Source organism: Pseudomonas sp. GL_135 (assembly GCF_057834665.1).
In genome coordinates, this window is sequence record NZ_CM174408.1 from 3,622,703 (window position 1) to 3,645,501 (window position 22,799).

Consider the following 22,799-nt stretch of genomic DNA (forward strand, 5'->3'; position numbering starts at 1 on the left):
TGCAGTGTCGCCACTGACGCCTTCCCGGCTGAAGCCGGTACCACATGAGGAATACGTACTGTCAGTGGGACCGGCTTTAGCCGGGAAGAGGCCTGTCCGAACACCCTCAATTTTGCAGCGTGACAACTGACGCCTTCCCGGCTGGAGCCGGTCCCACAGGAGGAACAGGTGCTGTCAGTGGGACCGGCTTTAGCCGGGAAGAGGCCTGTCCGAACACCCTGAATTTTGCAGCGTGATAACTGACGCCTTCCCGGCTGAAGCCGGTCCTACAGAATAATCCCGACCCTACAATAAACATCGCACCCGGCCACCCCGTCCTCAGCTCACCGGCCGCTTGTTCGCCACAAACCGCATCATCCATTCCGCTACCGCCGTGCCGTGGTGGTCTTCTTCCAGGCTGGCGATGCCTTTGCCGTAGACCTGTTCGCCCAGCGCGTCCTGGCGAATATCGAGCAGCGTGCGCGAATAGTCGTGGATGAATTCCGGGTGACCCTGAAAGCACAGCACCTGGTCGTTGATGTGATACGCGGCGAACGGACAGAACTCGCTGGTGGCAATAACCGTCGCGCCTTCGGGGAGCACGGTGACTTGATCCTGATGGCTGATCAGCAGCGTGAGTTTGTCCAGCGCCGGCGTCATCCAGGGTTGGGTCGGTGAGAGGTTGTAGTGATGAATGCCGACGCCCCAGCCCTGGGAGGCGCGCTCGGTCTTGCCGCCCAGCAGCAGCGCCAGCAACTGATGGCCGAAACACACGCCGAGCAACTTGTCGCCGCGCTTGTAGCGGTCCAGAAGGTAGGTTTTCAGGGTTTCGATCCACGGATCGGTGCCAAATGAATCGGCCTTGGAGCCGGTGATCAGATACGCGTCGAACTGCTCGTCATCCGGCGGATAGTCGCCCTGCATGACGTTGTAGACGACAAATTCCGCAGGCACCGGCTGGCGGGCGAAAAGTTTCTCGAACATCCGCCCGTACCCCTGGTATTGATCGACCAGCTCCGGGCGAAGAACGTCGGTTTCCAGAATGCAGATGCGTAACGACATAAAAATCCCTGAAGCGACAAAAGCGAAAATGCGTGGAACCAAGCCTGCCTTGAAGGCCGGGGCAAGGCAAGGCCCAGTTGTGGCCGCACGCTGTCGTCAGCTGAACTGCGGCTGTCGCAGCACTTCATGGGCCACAACCGGGCGCCGGCGCTAGAACAGCGAGCCCTCCTCGGCTTTCTCCAGCAGCAACGCCGGCGGTTGAAAGCGTTCGCCATAGCGCCCGGCCAAGGCGCGAGCACGGGTAATGAACGGCTTGAGCCCGTACTGGTTGATGAACTGCAACGCCCCGCCGGTCCAGGCCGGAAAGCCGATACCCAGCATTGAACCGACGTTGGCGTCCGCGGTTGATCGCAACACACCCTCTTCCATGCAGCGCACGGTTTCAAGGGCCTGAATGAACAGCAAGCGGTCGCGAATATCCTGGCCGCTGATCTGTGCGTCGGGCTTCTCGAATCGAGTCTTCAACTCGGGCCACAAGTGCTTGGGCGCGGCGTCGGGGTAGTCGTAAAAACCGCCGCCGGAGGTTTTCCCTGCGCGATCGAATTCATTCAACAGCTGCTCGATCACTGCGTCGGCCGGATGCCCTGCACGCTCAACGCCCTGCTCGGCCAGATCCTTGCGCGTCTGCTGGCGAATCTGGTTCATCAGCCTCAACGACACTTCATCGGACACCGCCAACGGCCCCACGGGCATCCCGGCCTTGCGTGCCTCGGTTTCGATCATCGGCGCACTGACGCCTTCGCCGAGCATGGCAATGCCTTCGTCAGCGAAAGTGGCGAACACCCGCGAGGTGAAGAACCCGCGGGAGTCATTGACCAGAATCGCGGTCTTGCCGATTTGCTGGACGAAGTCAAAGGCCCGCGCCAGGGTCATGTCGTTGGTGCGCGCGCCTTTGATGATTTCCACCAGACGCATCTTCTCCACCGGGCTGAAAAAATGCAGGCCGATGAAGCGCTCCTGCCGGCTAATGGCGCTGGCCAGTCCGGTGATCGGCAGCGTCGACGTGTTGGACGCAATCACCGCATTGGGCACCACCACTTGCTCGGCGGCAGCGCTGACCTGGGCTTTTAGCTCGCGATTTTCGAACACCGCCTCGATGATCAGATCGCAGCCTTCCAGATCGCTGTCGCGGCCGGTCGGCTTGATGCGGCCCAGCACGGCGTCGCGCTGAGCCTCGGTGATGCGGCCGCTGGCAACCTGCTTGTTCAGCAACCGCACAGAGTAATCCTTGCCCTTCTGCGCGGCCGCCAGGTTGACGTCCTTGAGGATCACGCTGACACCCGCCACCGCCGTGACGTAGGCAATGCCGCCGCCCATCAGCCCTGCGCCGAGGATGCCGACCTTGCGCATGTTGAACACCGGCGGCGCCTTGGGCCGCGCCTCGGCCGCCTTGACCCGGTTGAGCTGAAACCAGCTGCCGATCATGTTTTTGGCGATGGGTCCGGTAGCCAGCTCGGTGAAGTAACGCGCCTCGATTTTTTCTGCCGTGTGGAAATCCACCTGAGCGCCTTCCACCGCTGCCGCCAGAATTTTCTCCGGCGCCGGATAGCATCCCCAGGTTTTGCTGCGCAGGATTGACGGCGCGATGGCCAGCATCTGTGCCACGTTCGGCTGCGCCGGCGTGCCGCCAGGCAACTGAAACCCTGGTTGATCCCACGCTTTGATCGGCACCGGATTGGCCAGAATCCACTCGCGCGCCTTGCCCATCAGGTCCTCGGCATCGCTGGCCAACTGATCGATCACACCGGTCTTCAAGGCATGGTCGACGCTCATCGTCCGGCCTTGCATCAGCAACGGCAGCGCTTTTTCCAGCCCCAACATTCGCACCAGCCGCACCGTGCCGCCCCCGCCCGGAAGCAAACCGAGGGTGACTTCCGGCAAGCCCAATTTTATGTGGCCTCCACTCAGTGCAATGCGATGGTGACAGGCCAGGCACAGCTCCAGGCCACCGCCCAGAGCCGAGCCCTCAATGGCCGCCACCACCGGCTTGCCGAATGTTTCCAGCGCACGAAGCTGGGCCTTGAGGTCCATGGTCATCTGGTAGAAGGCGGCGGCGCGGGCGGCGTCGACCTGGCTCAGCTCGTTGAGGTCGCCGCCGGCAACGAACGTCTTCTTCGCCGAACGAATGATCACACCGACGATGGCGTCTTTGTCTGACTGCAGGCGCTCGAGGATATCGGCCATGGCCTGGCGGTACGCCGCGTTCAGGGTATTGGCCTGCTGGCCGGGCATGTCGAGGGTCAGGGTGACAATCTGTTCCGGGCCGGTTTCGTAGCGGATGGCATCGGTCATGCGGTCGTTCTTCCTGAAACGGTTGTCGGATAAAGGCGATCGGCGAAGGGCTTGGCGTACTCCACGTTCATACCCGCTCGATGATCGTCGCGATGCCCATGCCGCCGCCGACGCACAGGGTCGCCAGGCCGTAGCGCAATTGCCGGGTTTCCAACTCGTCGAGCAGCGTCCCGAGAATGATGCAGCCCGTTGCACCCAGTGGATGGCCGAGGGCGATCGAGCCGCCGTTGACGTTGACCTTGTCGGGGTCGATGTCCAAGTCCTTGATGAACTTGAGCACCACCGAGGCAAAGGCCTCGTTGACCTCGAACAGATCGATGTCATCGATGGTCAGCCCCGCTCGCGCCAGGGCTTTGCGCGTGGCGGGCGCGGGACCTGTGAGCATGATGGTCGGATCGGTGCTGGTCACCGCCGTCATCACAATGCGGGCCCGGGGCCGCAGCCCCAGCGCCTGACCTTTTTGCGCAGTGCCGAGCAGCATCAAGGCGGCGCCATCGACGATGCCGGAGCTGTTGCCCGGCGTGTGCACGTGCTCAATGCGCTCAACGTGGCTGTAGACGCGCAGCGCCGTGGCGTCATAGCCCATTTTGCCGATCGCCTCAAAACTGGGGCGCAGTTTGCCCAATGCCTCCCGTGTCGTGTCGGGGCGGATGAACTCGTCATGGTCGAGCAAGAGCAGGCCATTCTGGTCCCTGACCGGCACCAGCGAACGGCGAAACGCGCCGCGCTCCCGGGCCAGTACCGCTTTGTGCTGGGATTGCACGGCGAACAGGTCCACATCATCGCGGCTGAAGCCTTCAAGGGTTGCGATCAGGTCGGCGCCGATCCCCTGGGGCGTGTAGTGAGTGTGCAGACTGGTTTGCGGGTCCAGCATCCAGGCGCCGCCGTCACTGCCCATCGGCACGCGCGACATCGATTCCACGCCGCCGACCACCACCAGATCCTCGAACCCGGAGCGGATCTTCATCGCCCCCAGATTCACTGCCTCAAGCCCGGATGCGCAAAACCGGTTGACCTGAACCCCGGCCACGCTGGCGGCCCAATCGGCGACCAGCGCTGCGGTTTTGGCAATATCGGCGCCTTGATCGCCGATAGGCGTCACGCAGCCCAGTACAATGTCGTCGACGTGGTGGGTGTCGAGGTGATTGCGCACTTGCAGTTCTTTCAGCAGCCCCGCCACCAGATCCACCGGTTTGACGCTGTACAAGGCGCCATCCGGCTTGCCCCTGCCCCGCGGCGTGCGCAAGGCATCGTAAATAAACGCTTCGGTCATCCTGTCCTCGTTAACCCGATGAACTGTCTTTTTATAGGCGCGATCGACAGTCGAACTGTCATGGGAGCACTGTCTATCACAAGCGGTATCACAGAGCGCGTTCTTTCGCCTGATCGGTTGACAGGGTAGCTGGTTGTGGGAAGTTTCGGACTCTGACGAACGGTAGCGCGCTATTGAACTTGGGCGGTTTGGTACGCAGGCGTCTAGCAGGCGAATATCTGAGTGATAGCTATTCGCCAAATGCGCTTAAGCAATAAAAGTCAGGCTGCTTAATCCTCAACGATCTAAGCCACACAGCACGCGGGCTCTAAGGTTTAGTCAGTAGCAGTGGCGCCACAACAAAAACGATTCACCCAGCGCCCGCCGCTTGCGATCTGCTGATCGGGGCACCTGCTCTTTTGCCTCACCTTTGCCAACCCTTGCTTTGGTCATTCCCAGGGCTTATGGGTTTCTGTCGCTCAGGAATAACAAGAAAGGCATCCACTATGTTCAAGTTCAAACGCTCGAAAATACGCCAGGCTGGATTAATTGTTTTCGCCACCACGCTGCTGCTCATTCTGCCCAACATGACTCGCCTTTTTGGCTGAGCCCCTCCAGCGTGCGAGCGTAGCCCCGACGACTGACTTGCCTGTGTCCTGCAGGTCACCGGTGGGCGCGCGGGTATCGCGTATTGAACTCGCGAAGTTTTGGGATTTTGGGGGGTGGCATTCAGGCGCACCGAGTGGCGCGCCGTTCGGCTGATGGCCGCCGAGCGCTCTTCTGAACGCTCAGCCGCTAAGGGCTGATCAGCCCTGGCGTTGCACCTGAATCATCGGCGCCGGCACTGGCTTCTTCACAGCCTCCGGCATAGCGATGGGCGCCGAGGGCGACACCACCACCTTGGCGTGCATCTGTTCGCAACCACCGCCACGGCGCATGCCGCGCACCGGGCAGGCGTCCAGATAATCCAGGCCGACGGCGAGCTTCAAATGCCGCTCCGGGATCGCCAACTGATTGGTCACGTCGAAGCTGTACCAGGCGTCGTCAATCCACGCTTCCGCCCACGCATGGCTGGACAGATGCTCGCTGCTGTCGCTGCAGAGATAACCCGATACATAGCGCGCCGGCACCCCCAGACTGCGGGCGCAGGCCAGGAACGCATGGGTGTGGTCCTGACACACGCCGACGCGATTGGCGAACGCTTGCGCGGCGCTGGTATCGACGGCGGTCGAGCCCGGCGTATAGGTGATGTGCTCGTTGAGCGCGTGCATCATGTCGATCAGCGCGGTGCGGTCGGTGCGCTTGTGGGTCTGCGCGATGGCAAAGGCGCGAATCGCTTCGTCGGCCTCGGTCAGGCGGGTAAAGCGCAGGAACGGCAGTGCAGACTGGCTTTCATGTTCCGCCTCGCGCTTCTCGTCGATCTCGACCTGGCCACGCGCGCCAATGACGATGGCTTCGTGGGGTTCGTCCAGCGTCAGAACGTGGAGAATATTGCCAAAGGGATCGATCTGAGCACGCACCGGGCGCGGCAATGCCAATTGCCAGCTCAGCACCTGCTGGCGCTCGCTGTCATGGGGAGTCAGACGCAAATACTGGATGCTGGCGCGGACCTGATCGTCGTAGTGATAGGTGGTCTCGTGGCTAATTGAGAGTCTCATGCAGCCTCCAGGTAAGAAGTGTGAATGACGCTACCCAGTTGGGCCAGAAGTGGGATGAATTCGTTCAACCACTCATGCAGGCCTTCATCGAGGATCTCGTCGATGCCGGTGTAGCGCAGGCGAGCGTCCAGCTCGGCGGCCAGACGCTGGGCGGGACGGCCATTGGCCCCTGGCAGACTGGCGAGAATGATGTCCAGCTCCTCCAGACACGCACGCAATGAGCGCGGAATATCCGCACGCAACAGCAGCAATTCAGCGACCTGACGGGCACCCGGTGCATCGCGGTAGACTTCCGTGTAGGCCTCGAACGAGGACAACGCGCGCAACAGCGCACTCCATTGGTAATAGCCGGCGGCGGAACTGTCTGCCGCCGCGTTGGCGGACGGGCCGCGCAATTCGAGCATTTCATAGCGCGCATCGAGCATGCGCAGGGTGTTGTCGGCGCGCTCGATGAACGTCCCCAGACGAATGAAACGGAAGGCGTCGTTGCGCATGATGGTGCCGTAGGTGGCGCCGCGGAACAGGTGCGAACGCTCCTTGACCCATTCACAGAAACGGCTCATCCCGTAGCGACTCAGCCCCTGTTCGGCGATGCCGCGAATTTCCAGATACGTGGCGTTGATGTTTTCCCACATGTCCGCCGTAATACGCCCACGCACCGCATGGGCACTGGCCCGCGCCGCGCCCAGACAGCTGAAGATGCTGGCCGGGTTTTCGGCGTCCAGCGCGAAAAAGTGCAGCAAGCGCTCGGCGTGCAGGTCGCCGTGGCGCTCCAGGTAATCGTCCAGGGTTCCGGTGATCAGCAGTGGCATGGCGATTTCATTGAGGCCATCCCCGCGTCCGTCCTGTGGCATCAGCGACAGCGAGTAACTGACGTCGAGCATCCGCGCGAGGTTTTCGGCGCGCTCCAGGTACCGCGACATCCAATATAAATCCGAGGCAGTTCTACTTAGCATTGGCAGGCATCCTTAATCCTCGACCACCCAGGTGTCCTTGGTTCCGCCACCCTGCGACGAATTCACCACCAGCGAGCCTTCGCGCAGAGCAACGCGCGTGAGACCGCCGGGCACTACACGGGTTTCGCGGCCAGCCAGGACGAACGGGCGAAGGTCGATGTGGCGTGGGGCGATGCCGTTCTCGACGAATGTCGGACAGGTCGACAGGCACAAGGTCGGCTGGGCGATGTACGCGTGGGGCTTGGCCTTGAGCCGCGCCCGGAACGACTCGATTTCGGCGGCAGTGGCGGCGGGACCGACGAGCATGCCGTAACCGCCGGAGCCCTGGGTTTCCTTGACCACCAGATCGCCCAGGTTGGCGAGCACGTGGGACAGCTCTTCGGGCTTGCGGCACTGCCAGGTCGGGACGTTCTTGAGGATCGGCTCTTCGTCGAGGTAGAAACGGATCATGTCGGTCACGAAGGGGTAGACCGACTTGTCGTCCGCCACACCGGTGCCGATGGCATTGGCCAGTACAACATTGCCGGAGCGGTAGGCGGCCAGCAGGCCCGGCACGCCGAGCATCGAATCCGGATTGAACGCCAGCGGATCAAGGAATGCGTCGTCAAGCCTGCGGTAAATCACGTCGACTGCCTTCGGCCCGTCCGTGGTGCGCATGAAGACGCGGTCGTCGCGCACGAACAGATCGGCGCCTTCGACCAGTTCGACGCCCATTTCCCGGGCCAGAAACGCATGCTCGAAAAACGCGCTGTTGAAGCGCCCGGGCGTCAGCACGACGACGCTGGGGTTATCCAGCGGACTCGAGCTTTTCAGGGTGTCCAGCAGCAGATTCGGGTAGTGATCGATGGGCGCGATGCGTTGCGCGGCGAACAGCTCGGGGAACAGCCGCATCATCATCTTGCGGTCTTCGAGCATGTAGCTCACGCCGCTGGGGGTGCGCAGGTTGTCTTCGAGCACGTAATACGTGCCATCGCCGTCACGCACCAGATCGACGCCGGAGATATGCGAATACAGGTCTCGATGAAGATTCAGGCCCTGCATCGCCAACTGGTATTGCTCATTGGCGAGGACCTGTTCGGCGGGAATGATCCCGGCCTTGATGATGCGCTGATCATGATAGAGGTCGGCGAGAAACATGTTCAGCGCCTTGACCCGCTGAATGCAACCGCGCTCAACCACCCGCCATTCGCTGGCCGGGATGCTGCGCGGAATCGTATCGAAGGGGATGAGCCGCTCGGTGCCCTGCTCGTCGCCGTACAGCGTGAATGTGATCCCGGCGCGATGAAACAACAAATCGGCCTCACGCCGACGCTGAGCGAGCAACTCAGGCGGCGCTTCGCCCAGCCAGCGGGCGAATTCCCGATAATGCGGACGGACTATGCCGCCCGCATCGTACATCTCGTCATAAAAGGTGCGGATCATGCCGTACTCCTTGTCACCATGGACACCAGAGCCTTCGCAAGGCCCGTGCCATCGGCATAAACGCTTGAAAATCAAAGGGTTGATTTAAACAGCCGGAGCGCTCGCACCATTCCTGTGCGCGATGCGCCCTGACCTGTTACCCGACGCTCCATGGCGAAGCGTCCCGCGCTTGGAAAAACTATCGCGCGCATAGCCAGAGTTCATTTCCGCGCGGTACGTGAGCTGAGCATAATCGCCCCATACCGCAGACCAACCCGCCGGATCACACAAGGCGATTGGCTACAAAACCTTATTCGCAGCATCGCTGCAGACAACCGATATTCCCTTTCCGCCGCTCTCAAGAGAGCGGCTTTTTTTTGCCTGTGATTCAGCTCGGTGCATCTCCCGCCCCACTTTTGCCGTGGAGCCGGGAGACAGCGTTTGAAGATCCGCGCAATGGCTTCAGCGCCTCAATGTCAATGAAGGCGCTGGAGTATCTGTTTGACGCCCCAGCCTTCGACTTCCCCGTCCAGACCGACAATCGCGGTCTGGAAATCCTGCTCGAAATCGCCTATCCCGTCGTAGGTGGCGTACATCACTTTGCTCAGTTCCAGGTGCCAGGCACCGTCTTCCAGTGCATTGAGCTGGACATTGACTGACTCGCCCCGAAATTTTTCCGCAGCCTGACGCGCCCGGTCCTCATCCGGAAAGGTGGCATAGAACTCAATGGGGTGAATGCGTGCGAAGTCGAAACCGCCTTCTTTCATGCAGCGCAGAACATGGCTGCTGACGTCTTCTTGATAGGCTGTGCTCATGAAACGTCCTCCTATGCAACGATAGATAGAGTTTCAACTATCCCGAAACACCCCTCGATGGCGAGGCGTGTAGCGGCAGGTCATCTGCCGCCCGGGACTCAAGCATGTCGCTGGCAAGGCCGGTGCGCTTTACAAAACGGGCATACGTACGCGAGTGGACTCGGGTAGATGCATCACCGACCTCGCTGGCAGAGTACGCCCATTGATAGCGCGTTGCCAATTGGCAGGATGCCGTGGAATGCAGGCTTCTTACGAAGCCTCGACGATGGAGATGATCTGTACCGCGTTCTGCTCTTTGAGTGTCTTCACGGTGGGCTCGGCAGTGCGACCGTCAAGGTCGTTCAGATCAAGATCACTGGCGACCGGGAACAGGATCGGACGGAGTTGCTGCGCAGCCTCTTCTTCACTGGGACGGTGATCGGATTCAAGATCGAGGGTTTGCTGCACACCGTCTTTGTCCAGAAACGAAATAGTCCACACTTTCATCAATCTCTCCTCAGTAAGGGCCTGACAGCGGCCTAGTGATCTTGACCCTTGCAGCGCAACGACGTTCAACCCGAATCGTCAGCGCACAGCTGACGTTCGCAGCCTGAAGCCATGAATCCGCAGGCAAAAAAAAACGCCCCGGTCTCGGGGCGTTTTTCATGTGGCTGCCGTTATTGTGGCTTGGCGTCTTTGACCCCTGCCGTGTTGTCCAGCAGGCTTCTGGTCGCGGTCTGCAGGAAGCTGTCGAGCTTCTTGCGCAACTCGGTGACGTCGGGCGCATTCGGCATCAGCTCGGCGTGGGGCTTGGTGCCCAACTCGTAGCTGTACACCTTCGGCTCCATTTCCTTGGGTTCGATCAGGATCCGGTTGCCGGTGACCAGCGCCACGGTCTGCTCGCTGCCCGATGGCTTGATCACACCGAAGCCCTCGTCTCCTGCGGGCAGATTGAGCAGGTCGCGGCCCCAGCACTGGTGCACGGTGTCGCCACCCAGGCGACCCATGATGGTCGGCACGATGTCGATCTGCGTGCCGACAATGCTGCTGCGCTTGCCGAACTTGTCTTGCAGGCCCGGGGCGATCATCAGCATAGGGACGTTGAAGCGGCCCAGGTCCATTTCGGTGATCTGCTCGTTGTTGCCGAAGCCGTGGTCACCGACGACCACAAACAGCGTGTCTTTGTAGTACGGCTCTTTCTTGGCCTTCTCGAAGAACTGACCCAGCGCCCAATCCGAATAACGCATGGCAGTGAGGTGTTCATCCAGGGTGCCATGCCCGGTCACGCGCTCGACCGGCAGATTGGCCGGCAGTGCGTACGGCGTGTGGTTGGACAGGGTCTGCAACAGGGCATAGAACGGCTTGCCTTTGGCTTCGCGGGCTTTCAGTTCTTCGGCGCCACGGTCGAACATGTCCTGGTCGGACACGCCCCAGGTCGGGTCCGAGAACACCGGATTCACGAAGTCATTGCGGCCAATGAAGTTGGTCATGCCCTGGTTGCTGAAGAAGCCGGACTGGTTGTCCCAGGCGAAGTCACCGTTGTAGACGTAAACGTCGTCGTACTTGCGCGCGCTGAGCAGCTGCGGCAGACCGGACAGCTTGTGACTGCCTTCCGGCGTCTGCATCAGGTACTCGAAGCCCGGCAGGTTCGGGAAGCACGCCATGGTCGCGAACATGCCCTGATGGGTGTGCGTACCGTTGGAGAAGAAACGATCGAACAGCAGACCTTCCTGGGACAGTTTGTCGAAGTAAGGCGTGATGTTTGATTCATCACCCAGCGCGCCCACGGAATGACCGGCGAAGCTCTCCATCAGGATCACGACGACGTTCTTGATCGGCAGCGTGTTGGCCGCCGGCGGAGTGAAATCGCGACGTACCGCAGCTTTTTCTGGATCGATCAGCTTGTCGTTAGCGGTCAGCAGCATGTCGCGGACGATCTGCTGGGCTTCGGCCTGAGGCAGGGTCGCTTTCCAGATGTTGTCACGGTCCTCGGACATCCGGCTCTTGGCCGCCGCGATCAGCGTCAACGTGCCGTTCAGGCCCAGGGTGTTGGCGAAGTTGGATTCAGTGGTGTAAGCATCGCCCCAACGCAGCGGCGGGCCCTGACGCAGGGTGCCGCGAGCGGCGATGACGGCCACCACCAGACACAGCAGAAAAACCACGGCGCGCTTGTACAGCGGCGCGACCACGCGGTTGTCGGCGCTGGCAACGTTGAAGCCGCCACGGGGCCGGGTCAGGCGATCAACCCCTTTGAAGACCAGGCTCAGCAGCCAGGTCAGCAGTGCCCAGGCCAGCAGATAGCGAACCACCGGATAGCCGTACCAGATCATGCTCAGAACGGTTTTCGGGTCTTCTTTGACATACTGGAAAACCAGGCCATTCAGACGCTGGTGGAATTCACGGTAGAAATCCATCTCCATCAGGCCGAAGAACGCGGTCAGGCTTGCAACCAGCGTCAGCCAGAAGCGAAACACCCCACGGGCGGCCATCATGCGCGCGCTGAACAGCGACAGCAGAAGGGGAATCAGAATGTACACGACCAGACGCAGATCGAATCGCAGGCCATTGCCGAACGCCTCGACGAACGTCGAAACCGGCGTGGCGCCGATGCCTTCGCGGTTATAGACCAGCAGCGCAACGCGCAAGAGGGTGTACAGGACCATCAGCACCAGGCCGCTCAGGAGCGTATAGGCCAGGTGCGATTTGACGGTAGGTTGCGGCGCGCGCGCCGGGGCGTCCGTTTTGGCCATGTGTTGTGGGATCCGTTGGATTCAGGTTTAGGTTCAGAAGCTGTGCGCCCGACCGTATCGAAAATGCCGGTCCGGGCTGCGGGGGCCAAATATTACGTGAACCCTCGCGGTTTACCACCGATGCCGCGCATTCTTCATGACGGATCGGTACAAACATTTACCTCAATCAGGTGCGAGGCTTGAGACGGCGCGAATCTTCCCGAAGGAACGGTGAAAATTCCGTTCATTAATGCCGCCTCTCATATTTTCTTACAAAGCCTTGAATGGCGCTTAAACCTTGAATGTCTGGGCATACCGCTCGACGGCGTGTTCGATGGCTTCAAAAACATGAAGTGCATGGGGGCTGAGCGAGGCGTTTTCCTGCAGCGACGCCTGCACTGCCGCGATCAGCCGCGCGATGCGCAGGTTCGGTTTGCGGATGTCACACGTCGACGCCAGGGTCAGGATGCCGAGCCTTGAACCGAACAGGCTTTTCGAGCCATCCAGGCGCAGGGCAAGCGCGTCATCCTTTATATATGCGGTGGTATTGACGATGTCGTAGGCCGGGGCCAGTCGTGCATCTGCCCCCAAAGGATCGCGGTACAGCAGCCCGAAGTTCTTCAGGTGCGCATCGCCGTTGCCGACCATGCAACTGAGCGCGACGATGTCGAAGAACTGGTCCAGCGAATCACGCACCTGCTCGGGCGCGCAAAACAGGCGAATGGCCTTGGCGATGTTTTCGTAGCTCGAATCGTATTTCTGTTCCGTGCCCAGGCCCATCAGCACGGCCATGTCCTCGAAACCGATGGCGCGTTGCTCCGCGTCCCTATCAAAACGGCGCATCACGAACAGCTGGCGATTATCCGACAGATAAAATTCCGGTACCGGCATGCCGGCCCTGCGCGCAGCGTCCATGCACACGAATTCGTTGACGGCCAGCCCTGGGAAGTCCGCCCTCCCCGACTTGACGATCAATTCGGGCATCAACAGCGTGGCTTTCGGGTCCGTGACAAAGTCCGAGTCGGGCACGATGACCTTGGGCTGAACGCCTGAAATCCCCGTGCGCAAAATGTACTGATCGACCAGTTCGGCAAACAGATCCTGCGCCCCGTCCCAGCTGAGTATCTGGCCCAGGCTTTTGCCTGTGACCGGGCCCGCACCACCCAGCAACGCGTCGATCATGGGCGAAGCCACGGCCACGCGCCCCACCGGCGAACCGCTGCCGGTCAATGCCATTAGCAGCATGGGATTGATGGGTGTGGTTTTGGCGAGGCGATTGCGCAACTGTTCCAGCACGAAGCCTTCGGGCAGGTTCATCTGGAAAACCGGGTGCAGGCTGCGCGAGACGTAGGCCGCATCGCGCACGCCCATGGTCAGGCTGATCTGCGCCGCCGGACTCGCGTCCAGGCCGTAGCGAAACAGGTAGTCGCCTGACTCCGCTGCCGACAGCTCACCGCTCTCACCCTCCGGGGTAAAAATGCGTACGCGATCCAGCGGTTTCACTGGAACACCTCGCGCAGCTCTTCAAAGGTCGGGCGTCGGGCGGAGACGACTTTTATCTCGGCATTCAACGCGGCCAGGACCTTGGCGTAGAAATTCACCGCCACGGTCGGGCTGCCTTTTTCAACTTCGGCGAGCTTTTGCCGGGTCATGCCCGACTGGTAGGCCAGCTGAACCTGAGTAAGGCCGCGGGATTTGCGCATCTCCTCGATCTGACGGCCCAAACGTTCGAGCAATAACGTCGCGTCCATTTGTCACGCCTGCATAACATTCAAGAATGAATGGAAGGTATACGTGACATGAGGGACGGGCAAGGAAAAGTTACGTAAACCTGACATCAACGCGCAGATGTCAGGTTTACGTAACACCAGCAGTCGTCAGGTGTTGCTAGGTTTGCTGATCGCCTGAAGCACATACTGCGGCAATGCGAAGGCGCCGATGTGGACCTCAGGGTTGTAGTAACGGGTGACGATGCCGCTGCCGGCGAATCGCTGGCGCAATGTCTCCAGTGAAATCTTGCGGTGCTGGGAATCCGTCGAGCCCCAAGCGAACGTCATTGCGCCGCCAATATAGGTGGGCACCGCTGCCTGATAGAAATGCCAGTCGGCAAACAGGCCATTCATACGCCCTGCCGTGGTCTGCACTTCGCTCAGCTGCATGAACGGCGTGCCATTCTGGGTGACCAGAATGCCGCCTTCGTTGAGGCAGCGATGGCAGGCCTGATAGAAGTTCTCCGAGAACAGCACTTCGCCCGGCCCGATCGGGTCAGTCGAATCGGAAATGATGACGTCGAATTTTTCCTCGGTGTTGGCGACGAAGCGCATGCCGTCGTCGATCACCAGGTTCAGACGCGAATCATCGAAAGCGCCTTTGGAGTGATTCGGCAGGTATTCCTTGCACATCTCGACCACGGTGCCGTCGATCTCCACCATGGTGATGTGCTCCACTGTCGCGTGCTTGGCGACTTCGCGCAGCATGCCGCCATCGCCACCGCCGATGATCAGGACGCGTTTGGCGCGGCCGTGGGCCAGAATCGGTACGTGGGTGAGCATCTCGTGATAGATGAACTCGTCGGCTTCAGTGGTCTGAATCACGCCGTCCAGCGCCATGACGCGGCCCATGCGCGGGTTCTGGAAGATCACCAGATGCTGATGCTCGGTGCGCACTTCATGCAGCATTTTTTCCATGCGAAAGCGCTGACCGTAGCCTTCGTACAACGTTTCTTGATAATCGCTCATGGAGGGAGTCCCCGATAACTACTGATGACAGGACGGCAGGCCGCCCACAAGAAGGCGCGCATTCTACGTCGCGGAGCATGACAGGTCGAATGTCGTGGTGGCGCGAGGGTGATCCGCCCAGACAAAAACGCCCGACTGGCCAGGCCAGTCGGGCGTCATGTGTTCTGAAGCCTTGCTGCGCTTCTAGAGATGCACGTTACTAAATACGCACGTTGCCACGCGGGCCGGCGATTGCCCAGATAATCAGGCCCAGCACTGGCAGGATGACAATCAGCAAAATCCAGAGAATTTTCTTCCCGGTTTCCGCGCCGCTTTTCAGCACGTTGATGATGGCCCAGATATCCAGCGCCAGAATAATCAGGCCAATCAGACCGTTGAAGGTAGAACCCATGGTGTTGCTCCTTATTGAAGGCTTGCCCACTTGAGAGTGGTGGCCTGCAATGAGGGTTCCGTGGGTTGGCAGGGATATTTCGCTGCGCAGCAAAGGCCGCTGGCGAAGATCAAATCTGCGCCTTGAGCGCCTCCAGCGCAGGCTCGATCAATATCCCGAGCTCGACGCCAAGGGCCATGACCCGCTCAACGTCGGTGCCGTAGACCAGCACGGTTTGCAACACATGGTCCAGAGGCTCGCTGATGTCCATTAGCACATAACCGCCCATGTCCCTGTTCATGCTGGAAAGCTGCACCTGAATGCGGTTCAACGCTACCAGCGGCTCGGCCTTGACCAGTTGCTTGGGCTTGATATTGAACGGAACGTTCGGGCCGAACGACGCCATGATCTCGGTGAGCAGGTCAGGATAGGTATCGGCCTGAAGCAAGACGGTGTCGGGGAGGCTACCGATGACAACCCACTCCCCCAGCGGAATCGGGAACGTGTCGTCGAAATTGATATCGGGATTGGCGGTCAGGAATGCGTCGGGGTCGGCGTAAGCCTGGGCGGCCTCGTCGGCGATTTTTCCGATTTCTTCATCGCTCATGCAGCCGGAGCTGATCTTGCTGATGAATTCGATGAGTGAAGCGTTCATGGCAGATCGTCCGAGGGCAGGAAAACAGGCGCGCAGGATAGCTGGAAATGCTGCGCGCCTCTATCGCTTACGCCCCCAGACGGGTGAGCTGCTCGGCGGTCTCGGTCGCGCCCATCGTTTGCGCGGCCATCAAGGGAGTAACGCCCTTGGCATCCTGAATGTGGGGGTTGGCACCTTTGGAGATCAGGTAGTCGACGATGGCCGTACGGTTGAACATCGCCGCCATCATCAGTGCCGTCCGACCGTCGGCCGATGCGCCTTCGACATCTGCGCCGCCTTCGACAAGGATCTTCACGGTTTCCAGATCGCCCTTGAAAGCAGCGCCGGCGATCGGGCTCTGACCGTTGTCGTTACGCAGCTCGGGATCGGCCTTGTGCTTGAGCAGCACACGCACGGCGTCTTGATGACCGTGATAGCTGGCCAGCATCAACAGCGTGTCGCCTTTGTGATTACGAAGGTTGGGGGTCAAGCCGTTTTCCAGCAGCCGGTCGAGCATCGGGGCGTCGCCGGCGCGAGCCCGGTCGAATACCTGCTCGGCAAACTCCAGTGCCTCTTCGTCTGTCATGCGCGTGGCAGAACCGGGCGTGTTCGGGGCTTCAGACATTACGTAACTCCAGTAGCGCAAGGCATTGCGCGGGATCAATCAACGGGTGCGGCTATCTATGGCCAGGCACTCTAGGAGCCCTGGACAAAGCGTCTAGTTCCACTGATGGCGCCACCGCACAACGGGCCCCCACAATGCCAGCTTCAGTTTCCGGCGCCCAGTCAGCGGTATCAATCAGCCCGATAGGGGCGATTAAGACTGTGCTGAGAAAATTTCAGGAACGTAGTGAAATAAATCCGGGATACCGCTGTCTCAATTACGTCCGCAATGGGCAAGCGCTCCCCCCGTCACACCCATCCCCTACTCCTCACTCCGGTAAATTGCAGGATGCACGAGAGGCATTCATGCATATTGCACGAGACAGTATTTCCTATTAATTCGTAAGCCCCTGATTTTATTGGAATTTATTTAACCTCAAAAGCTGGCACAGTCACTGCACTAGTCATTCCAAGCTTGTTATCCCATGAGCAATGGAGCCTCTAGACATGACTTTCATTCAAGAAAAATTCGCATCCGTATTTTCCGATTTCGAAGTCACCACCCAGCCGCGTCCGGACGGTGGCGTTCTGTTGACTCTGCGCAACGAAGAAGGCACCAACATCCGCCGCTGCGTGTCCTACGCTCAACTGCACACTCCCGTGCAGCTGGAATGGGTGATCAGCGCGATTCGTCGCGACTTGGCCGCTCAAGCCAGTGAGCTGCCCGCTATCTCGATGTTGCAAAGCCAGCACCGCTTTGATTTGCCTACTTATCACACCCGATAAGTACTACGCCGCACCATAGCGTTCCGGCAGCAACACGTTTTCACTCTCATCGAAGCATCCCTTGTAGATTCCCGCGATAGTTGATGCTATCGCGGTTTTTTTTGGGCTGTTTTGAGCAGGCTTACCTCAAGCGCAGGCGGATACCGAGTCGGGTTCTACTGAATGATCCCCCGACACAACGCCTCGCCCACCGCCTGAGCACGGTTGGTTACGCCGAGCTTGGCGTAGATGCTTTTGAAGTGATGCTTGACGGTCGCCTCCGAGACTTCTTTTATCAGTCCGATCTCCCACGCCGTCTTGCCTTCCCGCGCCCATTTGAGAATCTCCAGCTCTTTTGGAGACAGCGCCCGCGTCTGCAACTGACGCCCCTTCCCTGCCACATGAAGCATCGGCACCAGACTTGTCAGCAGGTACCGATCGTTGTGGGACAGCGGGCGCTCCATGCCGTTGAGCGTGCAGATGGTGATGACGTCCTGATTGGCTCGGGTCTGGCTGCTGTACCCGTAGGAAAACGCTGGCAACAGATCGCAATCCTCCACCGCCGCCATATAGGCCGCAGAGGGCGGGTAGGTCTTGAACGCCTCTTCCCAATTCAGAAAGCCCATGGTGTGGCGGTAGCAGCGGATGACCGGGTCTTCGATCATCAGGCGTCCCTGACAATAAAGATCCTTCCAGTAACTGTCGACGTTCGACGTGATACAGCTCAGCAGCACGCCATTGCGATACTGATAAAGCATGGCCCGCTCGCTGCGACATTCGGCCCGCAGCCAGTGAAGCGCGTTGGCGATGGCCGCATCGCCATCCTGTTCAGTGATGCTGCTGACCATTTGTTGGATCAACGGACTCAGCGTCCCTGTCTGCACGTTTTTCATTTCCCCTCCCGTATAAACAACTAAATGCGCGGCCCTGATGCCCCTTGGATTTTTTATGCATGGCAGCTCGAAAACAGCGCCGGGTGCTGTCGTCAGCACGACCGCACGCGGCGCATTCAAAAGCTGTCAGGGTCCGACAGGCGAAGGGTTACACAGTCGAGAAGGGTTAAACACAGCGTCGAAAACAAACAGGCATGCCTGACCGTGAAACAAGCAACTTCCCACAAAAGAACAAAAACCTACTTACAGTTTTCCGCATTTAGAAACAAAAACGGCCAATGTCAAAGACATCGGCCGTCATTTGCAGTACGCCTGAAACGTCAGAAAACGCCGGGGTCGATCGACGCAAAACTGCTGACGGTGAGGTGGCCGCTCAGTTTTCCACTGTCGCGCGCAACCCCGCAGGTGGCCATGCCAGCCAGTTGCGCCGCATCGAGCTCTTCGACGATATCGGACAGGAACAGAATGGACTGCGCCGGGAGGCCGATACTCGATGCAATTGATCGATAAGACGCCTCCTCGCGCTTGGGCCCGGAGGTGGTGTCGAAGAAGCCGCTGAACAGCCCGGACAGATCGCCCGCCTCCGAACACCCAAAGATCAGCTTCTGCGCCTGGATTGAGCCCGACGAGTAGACGTAAAGCGCGTACCCCGCCTGATGCCAGCGTTTCAACGCTTCAACCGCATCCGGGTAAACGTGCCCCTTGAGCTGCCCGGCCTGGTAACCCTGCTGCCAGACCATGCCTTGCAATGCCTTGAGCGATGTGGCCTTGCGATCTTCGGCGATCCATTGCAGCAGGATCTCGATCACGCGATCAACACTCGCGTCAGGTTCGCCGCTGTCGTGACGCACGGCCTGCAGCTGGGCGGCGACGTCGGGTTCGTCGGCATGCGCGCGAGCGAACTCGGGCAAATGCTGTTTGGCATACGGAAAGAGCACGTCGAAGACGAAGCTCACCGCGCTGGTGGTGCCTTCGATGTCGGTCAGGATCGCTTTGATGGTCATGTTGATCAGTCTTCCAAACGCGGGAACTGGCTGGCGATGCTTTCGCCGGTGAACTTGGCGACCCAGCCTTCCGGGTTGTTAAACAGGCGAATGGCGACGAAGTGCGGATGCTCGCCCATGTCGAACCAGTGTCGGGTGCCGGCCGGCACTGAAATCAGGTCGTTTCTCTCGCACAGCACGGCGTAAACGTAATCGTCGATGTGCAGCGTAAACAGCCCACGGCCGGCGACGAAGAAACGCACTTCATCTTCGCCATGCTGGTGCTCCTCAAGGAACTTGGCGCGCAGCTCGGCTTTTTGCGGGTGATCGCTGTTGAGGCTGATCACATCGACGGTCACGTAACCGCGCTCGGTCATCAGCCGGTCGATCTGGGTACGGTAGGCAGCAATCACTTCCTCCTGACTGGCGCCGGGGGTGATCGGCGTCGCTGCCTGCCAGCGGTCGAACCCAACGCCATGCTCGGCCAGGGTCGAGGCGATGTCTTCCAGATGGGTCAGGACCTTGTTGGGCAGCTCGGGGGATGACACATGGTAAACGGACAGACTGCTCATTTCGGGGCTTCCTCGGTTCAGTCCGCGTCTGCCGGCTCTGGGGCCGATCTGACGCGTTGATTCAGGCAGTGGGAACGCTGGGGTGCATTGATCGGTGCGTAGAACAGGGATCAGCGGTTGAGCACGGATAGCGTCTTGAGCTCGCATTCGAACAGGAATTCTAAGGCTTCGATCTGGCGCAGGGCATCGCTCATCTTCGCACCCCAGGTGTACAAACCATGACCGCGGATCAGGTAGCCGGCGCAGTCAGGGTGTTGATCCAGCCAGGGCTGGACCTTGGCGGCGAGCCGGGCGATGTCCTGATCGTTGTCGAAAATCGGCACTACCACTTTTGATTCGTGGGTGGAAACGCCGCTGAAGGCCTTCTGCAGTTCGTAGTCCTCGAACACCAGATGATCACCGGCAGTAAGCCGGGACAGCACGGTGGCGTTGACCGAATGGGTGTGCAGCACAGCGCCCACCGCCGGCTTGCAGCTATAAAGCTGCGTGTGCAGCAGGGTTTCGGCGGACGGTTTCTTGCCGGGTTCCAGGCTGTTGCCGGCAAGGTCAGTGGCCAGCACGTCGTCGAGGCCCAACTGGCCCTTGTGCTTGCCGGAGACCGTCAACAGCGCCTCCGTCGGCGACAGGCGCACGGAATAATTACTGCTGGTGGCGGGCGACCAGCCCCGGGCGTACAGAAACTGCCCCGCTTCGATGATTTCCCGAGCCAGTGCTTCGCGACTCATACGCGCTCCTCTTTCATACATGTGGCGGTCAGAACAGCAGCGGCCACGGCCGCCAGACTCGCAATGGCAAAGGTCCAACTGGCGCCCAGCGCGTTCCAGCTGTACCCGGCATACAAAGCGCCCATTGCCCCGCCGGTGCCGGAAAGGGCGGCGTACAACGCCTGACCCTGCCCCTGTTGGCGCGGGCCGAAGCTGCGTTGCACGAAATGCACGGCCGAGGCATGGAAACTGCCGAACGTGGCCGCGTGCATCAGTTGGGCAACGATCAGAATCGCCAGATGATCGGCCAGATTACCCAGCAAAAGCCAGCGCAAGGCGGCGATCACGAAACTGGTCATCAGCACCTGCCGGACGCTGAACCGTTGCAACACACGGCTCATCAGCATGAACATCAACACCTCGGCAATCACCCCCAGCGCCCACAGCAGGCCAATCATGCCGCGGGTGTAACCGAGGTGTTCCAGGTGCAGCGTCAGAAAGGTGTTATACGGCCCGTGGCTAAGTTGTATCAGGGCGACGCTGACATAAAACGCCAGCACACCCGGCCTGATCAGTTGCCTGAGAAACCCGTCGCCCGCGACCCGTACGCCAGAGGCAACCGGCTGAGCATTCGGCACCCACCAACTGCTGGCGACAATGCCGATCAGAATCACCAGCAGCAATTGCGGATAGTGATCCAGGCTGAACCACTCCAGCATCCGGCCCAGCACGACCACCGAGAGGATGAAACCGATTGATCCCCATAGCCGGATCTGGCTGTAGCGTGAAGTCTGGCCCTGCAAATGCGTCAGCGTGATGACTTCAAACTGCGGCAGCACCGCGTGCCAGAAAAACGCATAGAGGGCCATGACCATCGCCACCCAGGCGTAGGACGTGTCGACGAGAATCAGGCTGAAACAGGCCAGTCCGCAGAGGGCGCCAAAACGCACGATGGTCAGACGTCGGCAGGTGTAATCGCCGAGCCAGCCCCAGACATTGGGTGCGACGCAGCGCATCAGCATCGGGATCGCGATCAGTTCGCCGATACGCGCGGCGGAAAAACCCAGATGGCTGAAATAAAGCGCCATGTAAGGCGCCGTGGCCCCAAGCAGGGCGAAATAGAAGAGGTAGAAGCTGGCGAGCCGCCAGTAAGGAAGCGCCGCCACGCTCAGATGACCGCGGCAGCAGCGCCCGGCTCAGGCATTACAGCTGACCCAGAATCGGCGTGGTGACACGCACGTCACTGTTTTGCCCGCGATGGCGCAGCAGGTGGTCAACCAGCACGATCGCCATCATTGCCTCGGCAATCGGCGTGGCGCGGATACCGACGCACGGGTCGTGGCGGCCTTTGGTGATGACTTCGACGGAGTTGCCATCGACGTCGATCGAGTGCCCCGGCGTGGTGATGCTGGAGGTCGCTTTCAGGGCCAGGTGCGCAACGATCGGCTGCCCGGACGAAATACCGCCGAGGATGCCGCCCGCGTTGTTCGACAGAAAGCCTTCGGGGCTCATCTCATCGCGGTGCTCGGTACCGCGCTGGGCAACGCAGGCAAACCCGGCGCCGATCTCGACGCCCTTGACCGCGTTGATGCTCATCAGCGCGTGGGCCAGTTCGGCATCGAGACGGTCGAAAATCGGCTCGCCCAGGCCCGGCTTCACGCCCTCGGCCACGACGGTGATTTTCGCACCCACCGAGTCCTGATCGCGACGCAGCTGATCCATGTAGGCTTCCAGCTCCGGCACCTTGCTCGGGTCGGGGCTGAAGAAGGCGTTGTCTTCCACCGAATCCCAGGTCTTGAACGGGATTTCGATCGGACCGAGCTGGCTCATGTAACCGCGAACGGTAATGCCCTGGGTGGCGAGAAACTTCTTGGCGATGGCCCCGGCGGCGACGCGCACGGCGGTTTCCCGCGCAGAGCTGCGACCGCCGCCACGGTAATCGCGGAGGCCGTATTTGTGGTGGTAGGTGTAATCGGCGTGGGCGGGCCGGAACAGGTCCTTGATCGCCGAATAGTCCTTGGACTTCTGATCGGTGTTGCGGATCAGCAGCCCGATAGAGGCGCCGGTGGTCTTGCCTTCGAAAACGCCGGAGAGAATCTCGACCTCGTCAGGCTCCTGACGCTGGGTGGTATGACGGCTGGTCCCCGGCTTGCGGCGGTCGAGGTCACGCTGCAGGTCTTCCAGCGACAGCTCGATGCCGGGCGGGCAGCCGTCAACGATGGCAACCAGCGCCGGACCGTGGCTTTCGCCGGCAGTGGTGACAGTGAACAGCTTGCCGTAGGTATTGCCGGACATGCGGGAGGCTCCGAGGACGTTCAAAAACTCAAGCGCGCCAGTATACGCAGGCTTATGGCGCAGTTCATCCTCGAACCTTATTCATTTGCCCGCGTCCAATTGACACTTTATTGATGACG

Annotated in this window: 22 protein-coding genes; 1 reads left to right on the plus strand and 21 read right to left on the minus strand. The window is 60.2% G+C overall.

What is annotated here, in order from left to right; genetic code table 11:
• Positions 1-318: 318 nt before the first annotated feature.
• From AC3ISG_RS16125 to AC3ISG_RS16195, 15 genes are all read right to left on the minus strand, one after another.
• Complete coding sequence (locus AC3ISG_RS16125) at positions 319-1,041, minus strand: amidotransferase (RefSeq protein ID WP_489297427.1); 723 nt, start codon at positions 1,039-1,041, stop codon at positions 319-321.
• 150 nt (positions 1,042-1,191) lie between these two features.
• Positions 1,192-3,333 (minus strand): 3-hydroxyacyl-CoA dehydrogenase NAD-binding domain-containing protein, encoded by a 2,142-nt coding sequence (locus AC3ISG_RS16130; protein WP_489297428.1) that lies wholly within the window; start codon positions 3,331-3,333, stop codon positions 1,192-1,194.
• Positions 3,334-3,400: 67 nt separating this feature from the next.
• Positions 3,401-4,606: an acetyl-CoA C-acetyltransferase gene (locus AC3ISG_RS16135; protein WP_489297429.1), complete on the minus strand. Its 1,206-nt coding sequence runs from the start codon at positions 4,604-4,606 to the stop codon at positions 3,401-3,403.
• Positions 4,607-5,391: 785 nt separating this feature from the next.
• The gene (locus AC3ISG_RS16140) at positions 5,392-6,243 is read right to left on the minus strand and encodes a transglutaminase-like domain-containing protein (protein ID WP_122535173.1); all 852 of its coding nucleotides are present in this window, start codon (positions 6,241-6,243) and stop codon (positions 5,392-5,394) included.
• A complete protein-coding gene (locus AC3ISG_RS16145; RefSeq protein ID WP_065989404.1) occupies positions 6,240-7,199 on the minus strand; it encodes an alpha-E domain-containing protein in 960 nt (319 codons plus the stop codon). The genes AC3ISG_RS16140 and AC3ISG_RS16145 overlap by 4 nt, the downstream gene beginning before the upstream one ends.
• A 12-nt stretch (positions 7,200-7,211) precedes the next feature.
• Positions 7,212-8,621 carry a circularly permuted type 2 ATP-grasp protein gene (locus AC3ISG_RS16150; RefSeq protein ID WP_074891898.1) on the minus strand — a complete coding sequence of 470 codons (1,410 nt, stop codon included), beginning with the start codon at positions 8,619-8,621 and terminating at the stop codon, positions 7,212-7,214.
• Between the two features lie 455 nt (positions 8,622-9,076).
• On the minus strand, positions 9,077-9,415 hold the full coding sequence (locus AC3ISG_RS16155) for a ribonuclease E inhibitor RraB (RefSeq protein ID WP_272634811.1): 339 nt from the start codon (positions 9,413-9,415) through the stop codon (positions 9,077-9,079).
• A 249-nt stretch (positions 9,416-9,664) separates the two neighbouring features.
• Positions 9,665-9,901, minus strand: coding sequence for a hypothetical protein (locus AC3ISG_RS16160; protein WP_122535170.1), 237 nt, complete (start codon positions 9,899-9,901; stop codon positions 9,665-9,667).
• A 170-nt stretch (positions 9,902-10,071) separates the two neighbouring features.
• Entirely contained in the window at positions 10,072-12,144 is a 2,073-nt protein-coding gene (locus AC3ISG_RS16165; protein WP_489297430.1) for an LTA synthase family protein, read from the minus strand.
• 270 nt (positions 12,145-12,414) lie between these two features.
• Positions 12,415-13,626, minus strand: coding sequence for a type II toxin-antitoxin system HipA family toxin (locus AC3ISG_RS16170; RefSeq protein ID WP_489297431.1), 1,212 nt, complete (start codon positions 13,624-13,626; stop codon positions 12,415-12,417).
• The gene (locus tag AC3ISG_RS16175) at positions 13,623-13,874 is read right to left on the minus strand and encodes a helix-turn-helix domain-containing protein (protein WP_122624154.1); all 252 of its coding nucleotides are present in this window, start codon (positions 13,872-13,874) and stop codon (positions 13,623-13,625) included. Before AC3ISG_RS16175 ends, AC3ISG_RS16170 begins: the two co-directional genes overlap by 4 nt.
• A gap of 126 nt (positions 13,875-14,000) precedes the next feature.
• Positions 14,001-14,861: a polyamine aminopropyltransferase gene (gene speE, locus AC3ISG_RS16180; protein ID WP_272634815.1), complete on the minus strand. Its 861-nt coding sequence runs from the start codon at positions 14,859-14,861 to the stop codon at positions 14,001-14,003.
• Between the two features lie 199 nt (positions 14,862-15,060).
• The gene (locus AC3ISG_RS16185; protein ID WP_037009073.1) at positions 15,061-15,252 is read right to left on the minus strand and encodes a PLDc N-terminal domain-containing protein; all 192 of its coding nucleotides are present in this window, start codon (positions 15,250-15,252) and stop codon (positions 15,061-15,063) included.
• A gap of 109 nt (positions 15,253-15,361) precedes the next feature.
• The gene (locus AC3ISG_RS16190; protein ID WP_489297432.1) at positions 15,362-15,886 is read right to left on the minus strand and encodes a hypothetical protein; all 525 of its coding nucleotides are present in this window, start codon (positions 15,884-15,886) and stop codon (positions 15,362-15,364) included.
• A gap of 67 nt (positions 15,887-15,953) precedes the next feature.
• Positions 15,954-16,490: an ankyrin repeat domain-containing protein gene (locus AC3ISG_RS16195; protein WP_163023067.1), complete on the minus strand. Its 537-nt coding sequence runs from the start codon at positions 16,488-16,490 to the stop codon at positions 15,954-15,956.
• A 485-nt stretch (positions 16,491-16,975) separates the two neighbouring features.
• On the opposite strand from AC3ISG_RS16195, the gene AC3ISG_RS16200 reads away from it, so the two are divergent.
• On the plus strand, positions 16,976-17,254 hold the full coding sequence (locus AC3ISG_RS16200; RefSeq protein WP_074891912.1) for a DUF3509 domain-containing protein: 279 nt from the start codon (positions 16,976-16,978) through the stop codon (positions 17,252-17,254).
• A 155-nt stretch (positions 17,255-17,409) separates the two neighbouring features.
• Here the strand turns inward: AC3ISG_RS16200 and AC3ISG_RS16205 are convergent, their stop codons facing one another.
• The 6 genes from AC3ISG_RS16205 to aroC form a co-directional block, all read right to left on the minus strand.
• Positions 17,410-18,126 (minus strand): helix-turn-helix transcriptional regulator, encoded by a 717-nt coding sequence (locus tag AC3ISG_RS16205; protein ID WP_489297433.1) that lies wholly within the window; start codon positions 18,124-18,126, stop codon positions 17,410-17,412.
• A 320-nt stretch (positions 18,127-18,446) separates the two neighbouring features.
• On the minus strand, positions 18,447-19,130 hold the full coding sequence (mtnC, locus tag AC3ISG_RS16210) for an acireductone synthase (RefSeq protein ID WP_489297434.1): 684 nt from the start codon (positions 19,128-19,130) through the stop codon (positions 18,447-18,449).
• A 5-nt stretch (positions 19,131-19,135) separates the two neighbouring features.
• Positions 19,136-19,681, minus strand: coding sequence for a 1,2-dihydroxy-3-keto-5-methylthiopentene dioxygenase (locus tag AC3ISG_RS16215; RefSeq protein WP_489297435.1), 546 nt, complete (start codon positions 19,679-19,681; stop codon positions 19,136-19,138).
• 110 nt (positions 19,682-19,791) lie between these two features.
• Positions 19,792-20,406, minus strand: a complete 615-nt coding sequence (locus AC3ISG_RS16220) for a methylthioribulose 1-phosphate dehydratase (protein WP_489297436.1) — start codon at positions 20,404-20,406, stop codon at positions 19,792-19,794.
• On the minus strand, positions 20,403-21,557 hold the full coding sequence (locus AC3ISG_RS16225) for an MFS transporter (RefSeq protein WP_489299549.1): 1,155 nt from the start codon (positions 21,555-21,557) through the stop codon (positions 20,403-20,405). The genes AC3ISG_RS16220 and AC3ISG_RS16225 overlap by 4 nt, the downstream gene beginning before the upstream one ends.
• A gap of 31 nt (positions 21,558-21,588) precedes the next feature.
• Positions 21,589-22,680: a chorismate synthase gene (gene aroC, locus AC3ISG_RS16230; RefSeq protein WP_489297437.1), complete on the minus strand. Its 1,092-nt coding sequence runs from the start codon at positions 22,678-22,680 to the stop codon at positions 21,589-21,591.
• Positions 22,681-22,799 lie beyond the last annotated feature (119 nt).